The 15,509-nt window shown below is 39.2% G+C and carries 12 protein-coding genes; 5 read left to right on the top strand and 7 right to left on the bottom strand.

What is annotated here, in order from left to right:
• Nucleotides 1-35 precede the first annotated feature (35 nt).
• The 5 genes from H6G77_RS01570 (at nucleotide 36) to H6G77_RS01550 (ending at nucleotide 6,490) form a co-directional block, all read left to right on the top strand.
• On the top strand, nucleotides 36-1,619 hold the full coding sequence (locus H6G77_RS01570; RefSeq protein WP_190587960.1) for an HlyD family efflux transporter periplasmic adaptor subunit: 1,584 nt from the start codon (nucleotides 36-38) through the stop codon (nucleotides 1,617-1,619).
• 99 nt (nucleotides 1,620-1,718) lie between these two features.
• Nucleotides 1,719-2,216 carry a DUF427 domain-containing protein gene (locus H6G77_RS01565; protein ID WP_190870642.1) on the top strand — a complete coding sequence of 166 codons (498 nt, stop codon included), beginning with the start codon at nucleotides 1,719-1,721 and terminating at the stop codon, nucleotides 2,214-2,216.
• 941 nt (nucleotides 2,217-3,157) lie between these two features.
• On the top strand, nucleotides 3,158-4,621 hold the full coding sequence (locus H6G77_RS01560) for an SLC13 family permease (protein WP_190870641.1): 1,464 nt from the start codon (nucleotides 3,158-3,160) through the stop codon (nucleotides 4,619-4,621).
• Nucleotides 4,622-4,686: 65 nt separating this feature from the next.
• Entirely contained in the window at nucleotides 4,687-5,937 is a 1,251-nt protein-coding gene (locus H6G77_RS01555) for a glycerate kinase (protein WP_190870640.1), read from the top strand.
• Between the two features lie 187 nt (nucleotides 5,938-6,124).
• The gene (locus H6G77_RS01550) at nucleotides 6,125-6,490 is read left to right on the top strand and encodes a response regulator transcription factor (RefSeq protein WP_190587956.1); all 366 of its coding nucleotides are present in this window, start codon (nucleotides 6,125-6,127) and stop codon (nucleotides 6,488-6,490) included.
• Here H6G77_RS01550 and H6G77_RS01545 read toward each other — a convergent pair.
• The 7 genes from H6G77_RS01545 to ftsH3 all read right to left on the bottom strand — a co-directional run bounded on the left by H6G77_RS01545 (nucleotide 6,487) and on the right by ftsH3 (nucleotide 15,500).
• A complete protein-coding gene (locus H6G77_RS01545; RefSeq protein ID WP_190870639.1) occupies nucleotides 6,487-8,061 on the bottom strand; it encodes an iron uptake porin in 1,575 nt (524 codons plus the stop codon). The two genes, H6G77_RS01550 and H6G77_RS01545, sit on opposite strands and share 4 nt — an antisense overlap.
• A gap of 100 nt (nucleotides 8,062-8,161) precedes the next feature.
• Nucleotides 8,162-8,623 (bottom strand): PepSY-like domain-containing protein, encoded by a 462-nt coding sequence (locus H6G77_RS01540; RefSeq protein ID WP_242048156.1) that lies wholly within the window; start codon nucleotides 8,621-8,623, stop codon nucleotides 8,162-8,164.
• A gap of 154 nt (nucleotides 8,624-8,777) precedes the next feature.
• On the bottom strand, nucleotides 8,778-10,328 hold the full coding sequence (locus H6G77_RS01535; RefSeq protein WP_190870638.1) for an ATP-binding protein: 1,551 nt from the start codon (nucleotides 10,326-10,328) through the stop codon (nucleotides 8,778-8,780).
• 116 nt (nucleotides 10,329-10,444) lie between these two features.
• Nucleotides 10,445-11,113 carry a response regulator transcription factor gene (locus H6G77_RS01530; protein ID WP_190587953.1) on the bottom strand — a complete coding sequence of 223 codons (669 nt, stop codon included), beginning with the start codon at nucleotides 11,111-11,113 and terminating at the stop codon, nucleotides 10,445-10,447.
• A 103-nt stretch (nucleotides 11,114-11,216) separates the two neighbouring features.
• Nucleotides 11,217-12,206, bottom strand: a complete 990-nt coding sequence (locus tag H6G77_RS01525; RefSeq protein WP_190870637.1) for a metal ABC transporter solute-binding protein, Zn/Mn family — start codon at nucleotides 12,204-12,206, stop codon at nucleotides 11,217-11,219.
• Nucleotides 12,207-12,391: 185 nt separating this feature from the next.
• Nucleotides 12,392-13,429 carry a WD40 repeat domain-containing protein gene (locus H6G77_RS01520; RefSeq protein WP_190870636.1) on the bottom strand — a complete coding sequence of 346 codons (1,038 nt, stop codon included), beginning with the start codon at nucleotides 13,427-13,429 and terminating at the stop codon, nucleotides 12,392-12,394.
• A gap of 205 nt (nucleotides 13,430-13,634) precedes the next feature.
• The gene (gene ftsH3, locus H6G77_RS01515; RefSeq protein ID WP_190870635.1) at nucleotides 13,635-15,500 is read right to left on the bottom strand and encodes an ATP-dependent zinc metalloprotease FtsH3; all 1,866 of its coding nucleotides are present in this window, start codon (nucleotides 15,498-15,500) and stop codon (nucleotides 13,635-13,637) included.
• Nucleotides 15,501-15,509: the final 9 nt, after the last annotated feature.

Genomic DNA, 15,509 nt, shown 5'->3' with positions numbered 1-15,509 from the left:
TTAATCACTCATTATTCCTCAAGGGTAAAACTACTATGACTCAAGTAAATGGTAATCGTCTCAATGGCAATAATGGTAACGGTAAACATCATTCAGAAACTCCTACCGAATCACCTGTATTAACATCTGTAAAGAAAGTTTCCCAACAGCCTTTAATAAATCAAAGATTTGATAACTTTGAACAATCGGTTGTTTTACGCCAGTCCCCAGTTTGGTCACGTACAATTATGTTGACCTTGATAGCATTAGCTGGGTTTGGTATTGCTTGGGCTTGTATTGCCAAAATTGAACAAGTTGTACCCGCGACTGGACAATTAAAACCCCAAGGAACAGTCAAAGAAGTGCAAGCACCAGTCAATGGTGTCGTCAAAGCAATTTATGTAAAGGATGGACAGAAAGTCAACCAAGGAGATTTATTACTCACCTTTGAAACCGTTGCAACTATAGCCGAATTAAATTCCTTAATTCAAGTGCGGAATAGTTTGATTCGAGAAAATCAAATTTATCGTCGCTTGATGAATTCTAGTTATACTGTGGGTTCAGAATTAGAGTTTTTACGCAGTAGATTACCAACAGATGCCGTATTTTTGTTGAAAAGTCGCGCCGCCTTAGTTGCTGAAAATGAATTGTTACGCAAAGAACTAAGAAGTTCCTCATCTACTCAAGGGCTGGGTGTGGATGAACAACAACGTCTACAAGTGTCTAAACTAGAATTAGCTACCCGCGCCAATGCAGCACAATTAGAAATTGAAAAAACCAAAAAACAACTAACCCAAAACCAAGTTAAAATCGCTGATACCCAATCAAGTTTAGCAATTCAACAGCAGATTTTCAATAAACTGAAAACCTTGGCTGAAGAAGGGGGAATTTCTCAGTTACAATATCTGAATCAACAACAACAAGTACAAACCCTAGAAGCCGAAGTCGCCCAACTACAAGAAGAAGATAAACGCCTCAAATATGAAATCGAAAGAGGACGACAAGAACTCACTAATACTGTAGCGGTTTCCGGTAAAAATGTTTTAGAAAAAATCTCAGAAAATAAACAGCGTATCGCAGATATTGATAGCCAATTTATCAAAATTGTCCTAGAGAATGAACAGCGTTTAGCAGATATTACTAGTAAACTTTCCCAAGCTCAACTCAATCTCAGATACCAAGAACTCCGCGCACCTGTGAGTGGGACAGTTTTTGATCTACAAGCAAAAAATCCGGGGTTTGTAGCTAATTCAACCCAAAAATTACTGCAAATCGTCCCCAACGATAAGTATATTGCTGACGTATTTATTACTAATCAAGATATTGGGTTTGTCCGGGAAGGAATGAAGGCGGATATCAGAATTGATTCTTTTCCTTTCAGCGAATTTGGTGATATTAAAGGAGAATTAGTTTCTGTGGGTTCTGATGCTTTACCACCGGATGAAACTCATAAATTCTACCGATTCCCTGCCAGAATATCCTTAGATAAGCAAGCACTCGAAATGAATGGGAAAGAACTACCCTTGCAGTCTGGGATGTCAATCACAGCTAATATTAAGGTAAGGGAAGAAAGAACAGTGATGAGTCTATTTACTGAATTGTTTACCAAGCAAGTGGATAGTTTAAAAGAAGTACGCTAATTTTGGCGCTTTGAGTTTTGTTGCAGCGATCGCATTTACACCAACCTATGACTTTACGGTAAAGTAAAGGCGATCGCATATTTATTTCTACCTACTTGTATGGTTTTTCATCAACGCATCGAACCAGCACCTGGACAAGAATCAGTATGGGATTATCCCCGTCCCCCGCGCTTAGAACCTGTCAACAAACACATACAGATAATTTTTAATGGCGTAACCATTGCAGACACCCACAACGCCAAACGTGTCTTAGAAACCAGCCATCCACCCTCTTACTACCTTCCCCCTGAAGATATCAAAATGGAATATTTGATATCAGTACCACAATCTAGTTTTTGCGAGTGGAAAGGACGCGCAGGCTATTACACCATTCGCGTTGGTGATAAAGAAGCCCAAAACGCCGCTTGGTATTATCCCAGCCCAACATCAGCATTTGCATCTATTAAAGACCATGTGGCTTTTTATGCTCATTTAATGGATGCTTGTTATGTAGATGGCGAAAAAGTCCAACCACAACCAGGAAACTTCTACGGTGGTTGGGTGACTAATAATATTGTCGGGCCATTTAAAGGCGGCCCCGGTACTTGGGGATGGTAAATTTCTGTGTGCTGAGTTGAAATAATCAAAACTCTGTCATAGCGTTTTTCATTCCAATAACGTACATCAATCTAGCCTCTAGCCTCTATCAACTTGTACTGCACTTAATCAGAAAACGCTATACCTGTCACCTATAACCTGTAACCTATAACCTACTCAAAACAACAACACCCTAACTACTACTCACTTAGTAATTTCCTCAAATACATCATTCATCTTAGGCTTTAACCGATATATATTCAACTATCAGTTATAACGCCTCAGTTTACCCAGAGGAGGAAATATTAGTGTTCGAGTTGGGTGTTGTCGTTTATGCGAGACAGATTCAAATTAAACAGCGTTTTTACCTCATAACTAACTTGAACATTGGCTGTTGATCTGCCAGGGAAGTTTCTCAACCTCAATTATTAATCTATCACAGCTAAATCTTGAGAATTAACTTTGATAATAAAGTTTACTGTTTGACTTTTAACACTTACATATTATGTTGCTAAATATTAAGACATCCTGAGTCAAAGTTAGGAGATATTAGGGTTTTAGAAAATAAATCTACCCTCTGCCAAAAGGTTTAAAGTAGGGATGGGTTTACAGATATGCTCACCAATTAACGATGATCTAAATAAACCCGCCCCTACTAAATTCGCTTCATTACACCCAAGCTACGCAAATTTTATCATTCTCAGCACTTTCAACTCAGCACTCTTTATGAAATAGATCCCCGACTTGTTTAACAAGTCGGGGATCTGGAATGAGTATGAGATTGACGACGTGAGTCAACTGCTGATGTTTCATGAGACTTTTCTCATGTTTCCTTAATTATGTTCTCATCAAGCCCTAATTAAATTTAGATTAAGTCAAAGTTAAACTTCAGGCTGCAATTTCAGTCAAGAGGCACACCTACAAATAAGTCTGTCTCAACCAGTGTCAGCAAAACCTAGAACATGAAACTACCTGTAAATCAACACAAGGGTATCCCGATAAATAATTTATTAGTGAGACTTAGTAAATTTTTTCGCATTTCCAACCGTTGGCAAATTAAGTCACTCGTAACACTATTTTTAACATCTCTATCTGGAGTAGTAGTCTTTTTACCGCAGGGTTTATCTATACCAGGAAGGTTGACTATATTTGTCTTTCTCCTAGCAGTCATTTTGTGGTCAACGACTTCAATTAATGCTGGTTATGTGGCTTTATTTTCTGTGCTATTGCTGCTATTAACCGGAAGCATTTCTCAAGAACAGTTTTTTGAGTCTTTGGGGTCTGATGTTGTTTGGTTAATGATAGGGGCGTTTATTTTAGGAGGTGCAGTTAAGCAAACAGGTTTAGCCACAAGACTGACTCAAATAGTGGCAGCAAAAGCACATAATGTTAGCAGTTTATTTTGGCTATTAACTACAGTTTTAATTCCCCTATCTTTTTTAATTCCCTCGACTTCGGGACGTGCTGCTGTTACCCATCCGATTTATCGTAGTGTCGCCAATGCTACAGACGATCAACGAACTCGTCAGGCGATCGCACTCTTAATGCCCACTGTAATTCTAGTCTCTACAATCGTTTCGCTCACAGGCGCAGGCTCCCATTTAGTCGCCCAAGATTTACTAAAAGAAATTTCTAATACCAGTATTTCTTTTAGTCAGTGGTTACTTTATGGCTTACCTTTTGGAGTTGTTGCTAGTTACGCCTCTTGTTGGGTAATTATGCGGTTGTTTTTAGACAAACAACGCCTGCAACAAAAATTAAATGTGGAATGTTTACAAACAAAACCTTTATCTCCACCAGAACGCCAAACATTATGGGTTGTTTTGTTAATGTTGGCACTGTGGCTAACAGAACAATGGCATGGTTTAGAAATAGCTACCGTCACCGTCATCGGTGCCATGATTCTCACCGCGCCGAACTTTGGAGTGATTAAATGGAAAGATGCTGTCAAAGCTGTTTCCTGGAATTTGATTATTTTTGTCGGTGCAACTTTAGTATTAGGCAAAGCATTAATCAGTTCTGGTGCTTCGGGATGGTTGATTAATAATATTTTTCAATTTAGTGACATCAACAGCGCCAAATCTCACTTCTTAATTTTGCTACTAATTGCCATTATTTCTCTCACTTCCCACATATATATGACTTCTCACACCGCTAGGGCAGCAGCTTTAGTACCACCGTTGCTTTACCTCGCTAACAGTTTAAATATCAATCCTGTTGCTGTCTTATTTCTCAGCACTTTGGGGATGGACTATTGCCTAACTTTTCCTGTCAGTTCTAAAGCATTAATGGTTTATCAAGATGCCGACGAAGGTTTTAAACCAACAGATTTACTCCGGTTAAGTTCAGTAATGATTGTGATTCACTTGGCTTTAATTCTGCTGTTTTATTACACCTGGTGGCGTTGGGTAGGATTATCTCTCTAAATTCTTCCCCATCTCTCTAAATTTAACGACAAAAAAAGCGGCTGGTTTGCCGCAGGAAATTAATAATGACACTAAACATTTTAATCGCTCCTTCTGGATTTAAAGAAAGTCTTGATGCAGAACAAGTCGCTGACTGTATTGCTACAGGTATCGCCAGAGTTATACCCGATGTAAATATTTGCAAAGCACCTTTAGTAGATGGCGGTGAAGGCTTTACCAAAACCTTAGTTGCAGCCACAGGCGGAACCTTGCATCACTTGGAAGTAACTGGCCCTGTAGGACAAAAAGTACAATCTCACTTTGGCTTTTTGGGTGGAACTATGAAAAAAACCGCAGTCTTAGAAATGGCGGCGGCGGCTGGGTTGCGGCTTGTACCTACCGATATGCGAAATCCCATGATAACCACGACTTATGGAGTAGGTGAGTTAATTAAGGCTGCTTTAGATGCTGGTGCTGAACGTATTTTAGTCGGCTGTGGCGACTCTGGCACAAACGATGGTGGTGCGGGAATGGCGCAAGCTTTGGGTGTGAAGTTGCTAGATAACAATGGTAATGAGTTAGGTTTGGGTTGTAGTGAATTAGTTAAACTCCAACGCATAGATTTATCTGCCAAGGACTGTCGTTTAAATCAAGTCGAGATTGATGTTGCTTGCAATTGGCATAATCTTTTGTGTGGAGAGAAAGGCGTGGCGAGAGTTTTCGGCCCTCAAAAAGGCGCATCTGCTGAAACGGTAGAACAAATGGCTTTTGCGTTAGAACACTATGCGGCGGTTATCAAAGCAGATTTAGGTTTAGATGTGCGAGAAATGGCTGGTAGTGGTGCTTCTGGTGGTTTGGGTACGGGCTTACACGCTTTAATTGGCGCGACATTACACCCACGCTACGATATTGTGATGCAGTATTTGGAATTAGATAATTTAATTCCTCAAGCTGATTTAGTAATTACAGCAGAAGGTTGCATTGATTTTCAAACGCCACGGGGTAAAATTCCGGCGGAAGTTGCTAAACGTGCCAAGCGTTATCAATTACCAGTGATTGCATTAGTTGGGACAATTGGCGAAGGCGCAGAAATTAATTTTCAACAAGGAATTGATTATTTCAATAGTATTTTGACTCATCCTTGTCAATTAAATGAGGCGATTTCTCAAACTGCAACTTTATTAACTAATGCGGCGGAACAAGTGGCGCGGTTGCTATTAGTTGGTAAGCAAATTCGCCGTTATCAGGACTTACGCCAGGGGAATAAAAAAAATCACAGAAGACGCAGAGTTGCAGACAGTCAGTTAGTGACTTCCAGCTATAAATCTATCAGTTAAGTATAGCAAAGTAAATATTTGTAGTTGGGAAGAGGCAGGAGGAAAAAGGGTTTTAGTTTGATTTTTTTCTTAACATAGTTATGTTTCCCCACCGACTTACTTAATTTGAATTGAAATATTTCCCCAAAATTTACTATTTATACGGTAATTTTGGGGAATTTTAAATGTGGATAAATCAGGAGTAATCATGCAGAAAATTTTGATTGTTGAAGATGAAATTCGGATTGCATCATTTATTGAAAAAGGCTTGCGGCAGAATGGTTTTAATACTGCGATCGCAAATAATGGCGAACAAGCTTTACAAATGTTAACTACAGCCAAATTTGATTTATTGTTATTAGATATTAATATCTCTGTCAAGGATGGTTTAACAGTTATGTCTGAATTACGCGAACATAATTTACTGATTCCCACCATCATAGTTAGCGCAAATCATGACATTTTAAAAAAAGTTTCTCAATCAGGAAATAAAGCTGTCCCTTACATCAGTAAACCATTTAAATTTACCGATTTATTGAACAGCGTTCGCGCTCATTTATCGCCAAATAATTAAAATTCTAAGCTGGTGCGAATAGTTCCGACTAAAAGACTATCGTGATTGGCATTATGTTCAGGGTTAGTAATTAAAAATATTCCTGGAGTAATCGAAATATTCTCTGTCACCTGAAATCGATAAAAACCTTCTATATGTAAGGAAGTATCATGATCAGCCAGCAAACTACTATTAATAACTTTTGGTGGCATTCCCACAACTAAACCTGCTAAATTACCCTCACTACCCAAATCAGGAAAAGCTAAACTAATGGCATAATTTAAAATCTCTGCATTATCATTTGTGACTGGTGACTCTGCTTGTGTATATCCCACCCAACCAGAAACAATAAACTTAGGATTGATTCGCCAGCTAGTTTCTAAACCAAAGGAGTTGGCTGTGGTTGAAACATTACCAAAAGGGCTACGCGCTGTTAAACTACCCGTGCTACCTGTCAAATTTACGTCACTTGCTCCACCGCCTGCATAGTAAGTATGAATATAGGTAAAAGCAATGCCTAAATTGTGAGTTGGTTGATAAGTAACATTTCCCAGTGCAGCAAAATTACCATTAAATAAACCGTTTTTTTCTGTTGGTAAAGCTGCATTATTAGTTAGATAAGCAAAGCCAAAATTAGTATTATTATTGATTTGATAATTTATTCCTAACCCTGTGCCATCTATACCTCTTACAATCGGGTTATATCTACCAAAACGGGAAACTGCACCACTATCACTACTTGCTAAAGGATTGATTGGTTTAGCAATATCATTTAACTCCATTTCAGTGATAGCAATTGTGGTTTTGATTCTATCTCCAATCGGGAAAGCATAATATACTTCATCTAGACCAATATTATTATTCGTATCTTCATCAAAACCTAAACGTGTCATTCCTGTTCCGGTAATATTTTCATCAAATTCAGGAATATTACCTGACTCTAAACGGATATTTAATTCATCTTTACCAGTAAAACTCGTGAGAAAATTTAACCGCACACGTTGAGCTAAGGTGAGATTTGTATTTAAATCAAGATTGTTATTAAGATGATCATCTTTATCGGCAACTGTTTCACCAAAAACGCCAGCCGCGCCTATAATAACTTCCGCTTCTAGTTTTGTAGTGGTAGCAAATTGATTTGCTGCTAAATTAGAAGTGTGACTTTCTAAAGTTTCTACACGATTGCGAATTATGGATAATTCAGCAGAAAATTTTGCTTGGAGTTTTTGAATTAAATCTAAGTCTACTTTAGTTATAGAACTATCTTTTGCTGTAGTTATGATTTCTTGAATTTTCGCTAGACAAGTATTTAAAGCTGCGGCAAACTCATAACGTGACATTGCACTATTGCCTAAATAACTGCCATTAGAATAACCAGCAATACAACCATATCTTTCTACCAAAGATTGTAAAGCCTGAAACGCCCAGTCTGTAGGTAGAATATCAGACAGTTGAGAAACTGAAGTTAATTGTGCTAGTTCTTTTTGAGGTGTATCTAGCTGAGTTTCTCCGGCAAAAGTTGGTGAAATAGTTGGAAATGTGGAGAATAATAAGCTTGATAAAAAAGTTATTTTTTTACACACATTAGACATGGGAAAAGCCAGAGTTAATGATCAATACTTTGTATTAACTCTATATTAATTGAATCTTAAATTAAGCTGATAAATCATGAGAATTTTCTCATGATTAAACTTAATCTTCATACATATCTACTTGTGTATTGCCATGAACATCAAAATATAATTCATATTCCATTTCACCATCAGTAATATCTACTTCATAAAAGTTACCTTTGGGTGTAATTTCAATTTCATATTTGGTAATTTTAAATGTTGGATATTCTTGGCGAATACGTTTTAAAATAACATCAGGAAATTCTTTCTCAGTCACATAGTATTCTGTTTCTAACCATTCACCTGTCTCAGAAAACTCAGCTTCGTATTTAACATTTTTTTTAATAAAAGTTGCTTCATATCCATAATAATTTCTTTGCCAGAGACGCGGTTTTTCAGAATATTTATTTGTGAATGCAGATTCTACACTTGCAGGAGTTTCTGGCAATTTGTCTTGATTTGATACAATATCACAACCAGCGATCGCTAAAACTAACACAGCATTAAAAATGCCGACTATAGTTTTTTGTAGAGGCATCATAAAACTTGAGTTCTACCAATTACATTGAGATGATTCTATTTTTACTTTATCAAGATAGCGTTGACTAGTTGACTGAAGGACAAATCCATCTGCATCCATCTGCGGTTAATTATTTTTGTCTGTACCTCACTAGGTTAAGAAAGGCTGTAATCTTTTAATTATTGCTCTCTTGGGACGGTTCCACAGGTAAAGTAATTGTAAATGTGGCTCCTGTTCCTAGTTGACTTTCGAGAGTCATTTCTCCAGCGTGAGCCTCTACAATAGCTTGAACTATAGATAATCCTAACCCGGCTCCTTCAGAACGACGGCGACTGTTTGCCGCACGCGCAAAACGTTCAAAAATTCTTTTTTGGTCTACTTTAGCAATACCCTCACCAGTATCGCTGACCCAAAAGCAAATTTTACCGTGACGAATAGCCGAACCCAGGGTGATGGTATCAGTAGTTTTTGTATGCTGTGTAGCATTCTGCACTAAATTCATTACAGCCTGAGTCAAACGCTGGCGATCTGCAACAATTTTACCTTTAGCAGTGGCTCTTAGTTGCCAGTTGCGATCGCCCAAAGCTTGAACCTTCACAAACAGTTCTTCAATTAAGGCGCAAACATCAACTGTTTCTAAACATAAAAAATCAGGACGTTCCGCCTTTGCCAGTAAACTTAAATCATTCACAAATCGGTTCATCCGTTCTAATTCATCCATGACTAAAGCTAGAGTTTCTTTTATTTCTTCTGGGTCATCACCCATCAACTCTAAATGACCACGAATAATCGTAATTGGTGTACGTAATTCATGCCCCGCGTCATTAATAAAATTACGTTGGCTAATAAAAGCAGCTTCCAACCTATCCATCATTTCATTAAAAGTAGCTGTTAATTCTGCAAGTTCACCCTCACCAACTATAGAAAGGCGTTGATTTAAATCAGACTCGCTAATATTCCGTGCAGTTTGAGTTAACAAGCGTAAGGGTGCGAGGATTCTTCCTGAAGCAAACCAAGCTAAAACTAAAGCTAATAATATAATTCCTACACTTACAGGAATAATCACACTGATAGCTTCTCCCACCTCGCCATGTTCCCCGGCTGTAGTGTGGGCAATAACAAATACTCCGATAACTTCTCCGTTAATTTTCACAGGTTGAGCCAAATAAATAATATTCCCAACACTGCTACCCGGAATTATTTTTTCCCCTTCCTCTGGTTGAGTTAAGTTTGACCAATAGCGAATTAGTTTTGAATCTCTACTCAGTTCTTTTGGTCTACCTCTAGGGCTAGATTTGTAAAATTTACCTTCTGTTAGCGCAATTAAAAAAGTATCGTCTTCAGGAATTTGATTTACCAAAAAAGCATCAAAAAAATCTTTTAATTCATCTAAAGATTTGGGAGCTTTAATTAAGCGGTTATCTGCTTCTCTTAAAAGATTAATTGTCTCATCTGCTTCCCTATTTTCGAGATAATCTAAGAATTGAGGTTTACCATTAACTAATTCTAAAAAAATCCCCATCTTTTCATTAATTTCCTTATGCACCCGCCTATCAACTTGGGCATATAAAAAATAACGAAATACTGGCACAAAAAAGATAAATATAAAACATAAAATGAGAAAATACCAAAAAAGTATTTGAGTACGTGTCGCCCAAAACAGACCCTTAAAATTTTTCAAAAAGTTAGTTTTGACTTCTTGTTGATGATTTTGAATTTTTCTCATTTTTAAATAACAATGCGACGGATAAATTATCTATAAAAACCTTATCTGTCGCATTTTTACTATTGATGATTTTCTTGAGTATACGATAAACAGATAAAAGTTTAATGAGAAATTTCTCATGTTCGCAGACGATAACCCATACCTCTGACAGTTTCGATGAGGTGGTTGCCGAGTTTTTTTCGCAAATATCCTACATAAACATCGACAATATTAGAACCTGGATCATAGTCATAACCCCACACCCTATCTAACAATTGTTCACGGCTTAAAACTTGTCCGGGGTGGCGAAAGAAAGTTTCTGCCAGGGTAAACTCCCGTGCTGGTAATTCTACAGTTTTGTTACCCACTTTTACTTTACGCGATCGCAAATCTAAAACTACATTTCCCACCTTCAGCACCATCTCATCAGTACCTTGGTTACTAACACTGTTGCGTAATCGCGCTTTTACCCGTACTAATAATTCTTCAAAGCGAAAAGGCTTAGTAATATAGTCATCAGCACCAGCTTCAAAACCTGCAACTTTATCTTGAATATCATCACGCGCAGTCAAAATAATTACAGGAAAATTCTCACCTTGTCCGCGTATTTCTTCTAAAACACCCAAGCCGTCCTTACCCGGTAGTCCTAAATCCAAAATCATCAAGTCAAAAGCACTACCTAAAGCCATTTCCGTAGCTGAACGTGCATCAACCGCCACAGACGTTGTAAAACCGTGAGAACGCAATCCTTTCTCAATAAAAGCGGCAATTCTGGGTTCATCCTCCGCAATAAGAATTCTATTCATCTGATGCACCTACTTTTCTGAGTTTTAAAGGTAAGACATCGGTAAATGTACCACCTGTTCCCAAGAGGATTTTTTAGTTAACATTGCTGAATTTTCATTTATGCTACTTACTAGCCTTCGGTGTAAAGATTAAATAAGTTCCTCCCAAACCTTCTACAATAGTGCGTGTATTTGCTTCCAACATTTTTTGATAACTATTAGCATCACTATTGGCATCTCCAAGACCATCAGTATAAAGTTCCCTTTCCGAAACTCTGACTTCTGCTGTTTGGGCTATCGATTGAATTAACTGTTTATTAATATTTTTCTCAGCAAAAATAGTTGGTATTTTAGCTTGTTGAATATTTTTAACTAAACTATTTAACTGCCTATCTGTTGGTTGATTTTCGGGATTAATACCAGCCAATACCCCCACTAAAGTCATCCCATAGGCTTTAGCATAATAAGCCAGTGCATTATGACTGATAACTAATTCACGTTTATCACTAGGAATACTAGCAATTCTGGTTTTTATCCAACTATCTAATTGAGTTAATTCACTTTTAATTTGTTTAGTATTTTGATTATAAATTGCTGCATTATTAGGCTCTAGCTTTTTCAGGTTATTGTTAATAACCTCAACCATTTTGATGCCATTTTTCGGATTGTGCCAAATATGGGGGTCGATAACTCTTTTGCCATCTTCAATAAATCTTTGTGGTTTTGGCACTGCTAACTGACTCACGGCTATTTTTGGTGCAGTATTACTACTTGATTTTATAGTTTTGATCAAGCCTGGTTCAAAATTATAGCCATTGTAGAAAATCAGATTAGCTTGGTCGATAGTTTCCTTATCTGCGGCTTTTGGTTGATAGTTATGGGGGTCTGTACCTGGGGGAATTAAACAAGCAAGGTTGACTGTATTTTCAGCAACTTGTTTGATTAAGTCACACAATATACTGGTTGTAGCAACAACTTTGGGTAGATTTTCATCTGCTGTTGTCGTTTGTGTAAAGGAAGTTTGAGTCGCTTGTCTTGTACAACCAACCAAGCCAATCAAAAAACTAACGCAAGCAGCCCGTAACAAAGTATTAAATAGCAATTTATTGAGCATAATCAAGGGCTAGTAGCTTTCCTGAATAAATTTAACAATAATCATTATTATTAAATAACAGTGAAATATTAAATATTCAGGAATAAGCCATAAAATAAGTAAACTTTTATCAATAAATACTCTGTCTCCCTTGTTGTTAAGTAAAAAACAAAATGCCAGAAAAAATTATGAGACCATTTCAGACTTCAGACTTCGTTTGACCAGATAATTAATTCGCCTTGTTCACCACCTGCGGCGAGAAACTTGCCTTGAGAATGCCAAGCTAAGGTAGAGAACCCGGCGGTAGCACCTGTGAGAATTTGAGATACTTGTGCTGCTTCTGACCACAAACACAATAAACCATCAGCGCCGGCGGAGGCTAATAAGAAGCTGTGGGGTGCAAATGCGATCGCATTAATCACATCCACATGATTAGTCAACACCCGCGCTTCCCAACCTAGAGATTCATCCTCTAACTTTTCCCAGACGACAATACCCTCAACACTGGAAGAAGCCAGAATAGGCGCACCCAGTTCGGTAGTAGCTTCCGACCATGACAACTGCCGAATCTTACCAGGAAAGCCACGCATAATCCACGGGTCGGGGTTGCCCCATTCCAATACCGTGACGCTGCGATCCATATTACCGGAAGCCAGATATTTGCTATCAGGCGACCAACCCATAGCTACACTGACAGTTGGCATAGCCAGAAAATAGGGTTCTTCATCCCAGTTTTGACTTTCCCAAATTTTGACTCCTTGATAGCCGCTAATTGCTAAATACTGGCCATCACTACGCCAATCTATCCCTAAAACGGAGGAGTTATCAAAATTCAAGGTGACGACTATCTCACCCAAATCGGCATCCCAGACTTGCACGTAACGCCCCAAACTAAAAGCCAGTAAGTTACTAGTATGATTCCAAGCCAACTTATCTACCCAGGCTGGTGCATTTTCTAAGGTGGCGATGAGTTCCTGTTCCCGCCAAATTTTGACTTGTCCATCCTGTCCACCAACGGCTAAAAATTTGCCATCAGCCGAAAAAGCCACACAGTCTACAGATTTACCACTACCACTTTGCAACTCTATGGCATTGCCATCATTCCATAGCACCACCTCGCCAGCCGCAGATGTCGCCGCGAGAATTTCACCTCCAGGAGACCAAGCTAATGCTGTGACATAATCTGACAGCATCCCGGAATCATAAGTAGCAAATTCTGAGGATTGGTTAGTTATCAAGTTCATTTTTATCTGCGTTTATCCGTGTACCCTTCGGGAAGCCGCGCAAAGCGCGTCTACATCTGCGGTTAATTTTATCTAAATCTTATGCAGAAAATTAGCTGTCTCAATATCAACCACAGGGTAGGACACAAAGAATTCAAAGAAAAAATGGGGTAATTCTTTTTCAGAACTACCCCAAATCCAAATTTTAGATGATTACCGCAGTTGATTAAGCAAAGGCGGCAGTTTTCACATCATTATTTGCCAAAATTTCTTGCAATTCTTCAGCATCTACTGTTTCTTTATCAACTAGCATTTGGGCTAACTGATCAAGAATGTGACGGTTGTTGACTAATACTTCTTTGGCGCGGATGTAGGCTGTATCTACGAGTTTCCGCACTTCTTCGTCAATGGCAGCAGCAGTTTCTTCGGAAAAGTCGCGCTCTGACATAATATCGCGTCCGAGGAACATATTACCTTGTTGACGACCCAACGCAACAGGCCCCAAGCGATCGCTCATGCCAAAGCGAGTGATCATTTGACGGGCTACTCTTGCTACCTGTTGTAGGTCGTTAGAAGCACCTGTGGTAACTTCTTCTTCACCAAAGATAATTTCTTCGGCTAAACGACCACCTAATGCCACAGCCATCTGATTTTCCAGATAGGAGCGACTGTATAAACCTGTGTCCATCCGGTCTTCGCTGGGGGTGAACCAAGTTAAACCACCGGCACGACCGCGAGGAATAATACTAATCTTTTGTACTGGGTCATAGTCGGGCATCAACGCACCCACTAAGGCGTGACCAGCTTCGTGATAAGCTACCAAGGTCTTGCGTTTTTCGCTCATTACCCGGTCTTTCTTCTCTGGGCCAGCTAACACGCGATCGATGGCATCATTGATTTCATCCATCGAAATTTCGGTTAAGTTGCGGCGGGCTGCCAAAATTGCGGCTTCGTTGAGCAAGTTAGATAAATCTGCACCTGTGAAACCAGGGGTACGACGGGCAATTTTATCCAAGTCCACATCTTTGGCTAAGGTTTTGCCACGGGCGTGAACTTTCAGGATTTCGCTGCGTCCGGCGTAGTCGGGACGGTCAACAACAACTTGACGGTCAAAGCGACCAGGACGTAATAAAGCTGCGTCTAAAACGTCGGGACGGTTGGTAGCAGCAATAATAATAATCCCGGTGTTACCTTCAAAACCATCCATTTCGGTGAGTAACTGGTTGAGGGTTTGTTCCCGTTCATCGTTACCACCGCCTAAACCAGCACCCCGTTGACGACCAACTGCGTCAATTTCATCGATGAAGACGATACAAGGAGCGTTAGATTTAGCTTGCTCAAATAAATCACGGACGCGGGAAGCACCCACACCCACGAACATTTCTACAAATTCAGAACCAGAGATAGAGAAGAAAGGTACACCAGCTTCCCCAGCTACAGCACGAGCCAATAAGGTTTTACCTGTACCTGGAGGCCCTACTAATAATACTCCTTTAGGAATTTTGGCACCGACAGCAGTAAAGCGATCGGCGTTTTTCAGAAAGTCTACAACTTCATTTAATTCAAGTTTGGCTTGGTCAATCCCCGCAACATCACCAAATGTGACTTGAGTTTGGGGTTCCATTTGTACTCTGGCTTTGGATTTACCAAAGTTCATGGCTTGGCTACCGGGGCCACTTTGAGCGCGGCGGAGTAAGAAAAATAAACCAACTAACAGCAGTACAGGGAAAAATAAACTGCTCAGTGCTTTAAACCAAAAGCCTTCATCGGTTTGAGGCCTAACTGAAATATCAACGCCTTTGGAGGTGAGATAATTAACAAGGTCAGGGTCGTTGACTAAGTTGACAACCCTTTGAGTACCGTCTTTGTATGTTGCCCAGGCAATAGACCTATCTGCACTTAAACTAACTTTAGGTACATTTTTATTCTTCTCATCTTTAAGGGGTTTGCCTTCTTCAACTTTTTGAATCAAGTCACTGTATCGCCATGTTTCTCGGCTTTGTGGTTGTTTGTCAAAGAATGCTGTTCCCAGCGCAATGACAACAAGAAACAGTAGTGCGTACAGTCCCGCATTTCTCCATCTTTTATTCACTGAGGTCTA

The sequence above is a fragment of the Aulosira sp. FACHB-615 genome (genome assembly GCF_014698045.1).
In the GTDB taxonomy this organism is placed as follows: domain Bacteria; phylum Cyanobacteriota; class Cyanobacteriia; order Cyanobacteriales; family Nostocaceae; genus Nostoc_B.
Note: the sequence above shows the minus strand (reverse complement) of the source record. Positions and strands in the feature narration are given on the sequence as shown.

Excerpts from the sequence above, each read along its gene's own strand:
- H6G77_RS01570 (WP_190587960.1), top strand. The coding sequence starts at position 36 with ATGACTCAAGTAAATGGTAATCGTCTCAATGGCAATAATGGTAACGGT.
- H6G77_RS01565 (WP_190870642.1), top strand. The coding sequence starts at position 1,719 with ATGGTTTTTCATCAACGCATCGAACCAGCACCTGGACAAGAATCAGTA.
- H6G77_RS01560 (WP_190870641.1), top strand. The coding sequence starts at position 3,158 with ATGAAACTACCTGTAAATCAACACAAGGGTATCCCGATAAATAATTTA.
- H6G77_RS01555 (WP_190870640.1), top strand. The coding sequence starts at position 4,687 with ATGACACTAAACATTTTAATCGCTCCTTCTGGATTTAAAGAAAGTCTT.
- H6G77_RS01550 (WP_190587956.1), top strand. The coding sequence starts at position 6,125 with ATGCAGAAAATTTTGATTGTTGAAGATGAAATTCGGATTGCATCATTT.
- H6G77_RS01545 (WP_190870639.1), bottom strand. The coding sequence starts at position 8,061 with ATGTCTAATGTGTGTAAAAAAATAACTTTTTTATCAAGCTTATTATTC.
- H6G77_RS01540 (WP_242048156.1), bottom strand. The coding sequence starts at position 8,623 with ATGATGCCTCTACAAAAAACTATAGTCGGCATTTTTAATGCTGTGTTA.
- H6G77_RS01535 (WP_190870638.1), bottom strand. The coding sequence starts at position 10,328 with ATGAGAAAAATTCAAAATCATCAACAAGAAGTCAAAACTAACTTTTTG.
- H6G77_RS01530 (WP_190587953.1), bottom strand. The coding sequence starts at position 11,113 with ATGAATAGAATTCTTATTGCGGAGGATGAACCCAGAATTGCCGCTTTT.
- H6G77_RS01525 (WP_190870637.1), bottom strand. The coding sequence starts at position 12,206 with ATGCTCAATAAATTGCTATTTAATACTTTGTTACGGGCTGCTTGCGTT.
- H6G77_RS01520 (WP_190870636.1), bottom strand. The coding sequence starts at position 13,429 with ATGAACTTGATAACTAACCAATCCTCAGAATTTGCTACTTATGATTCC.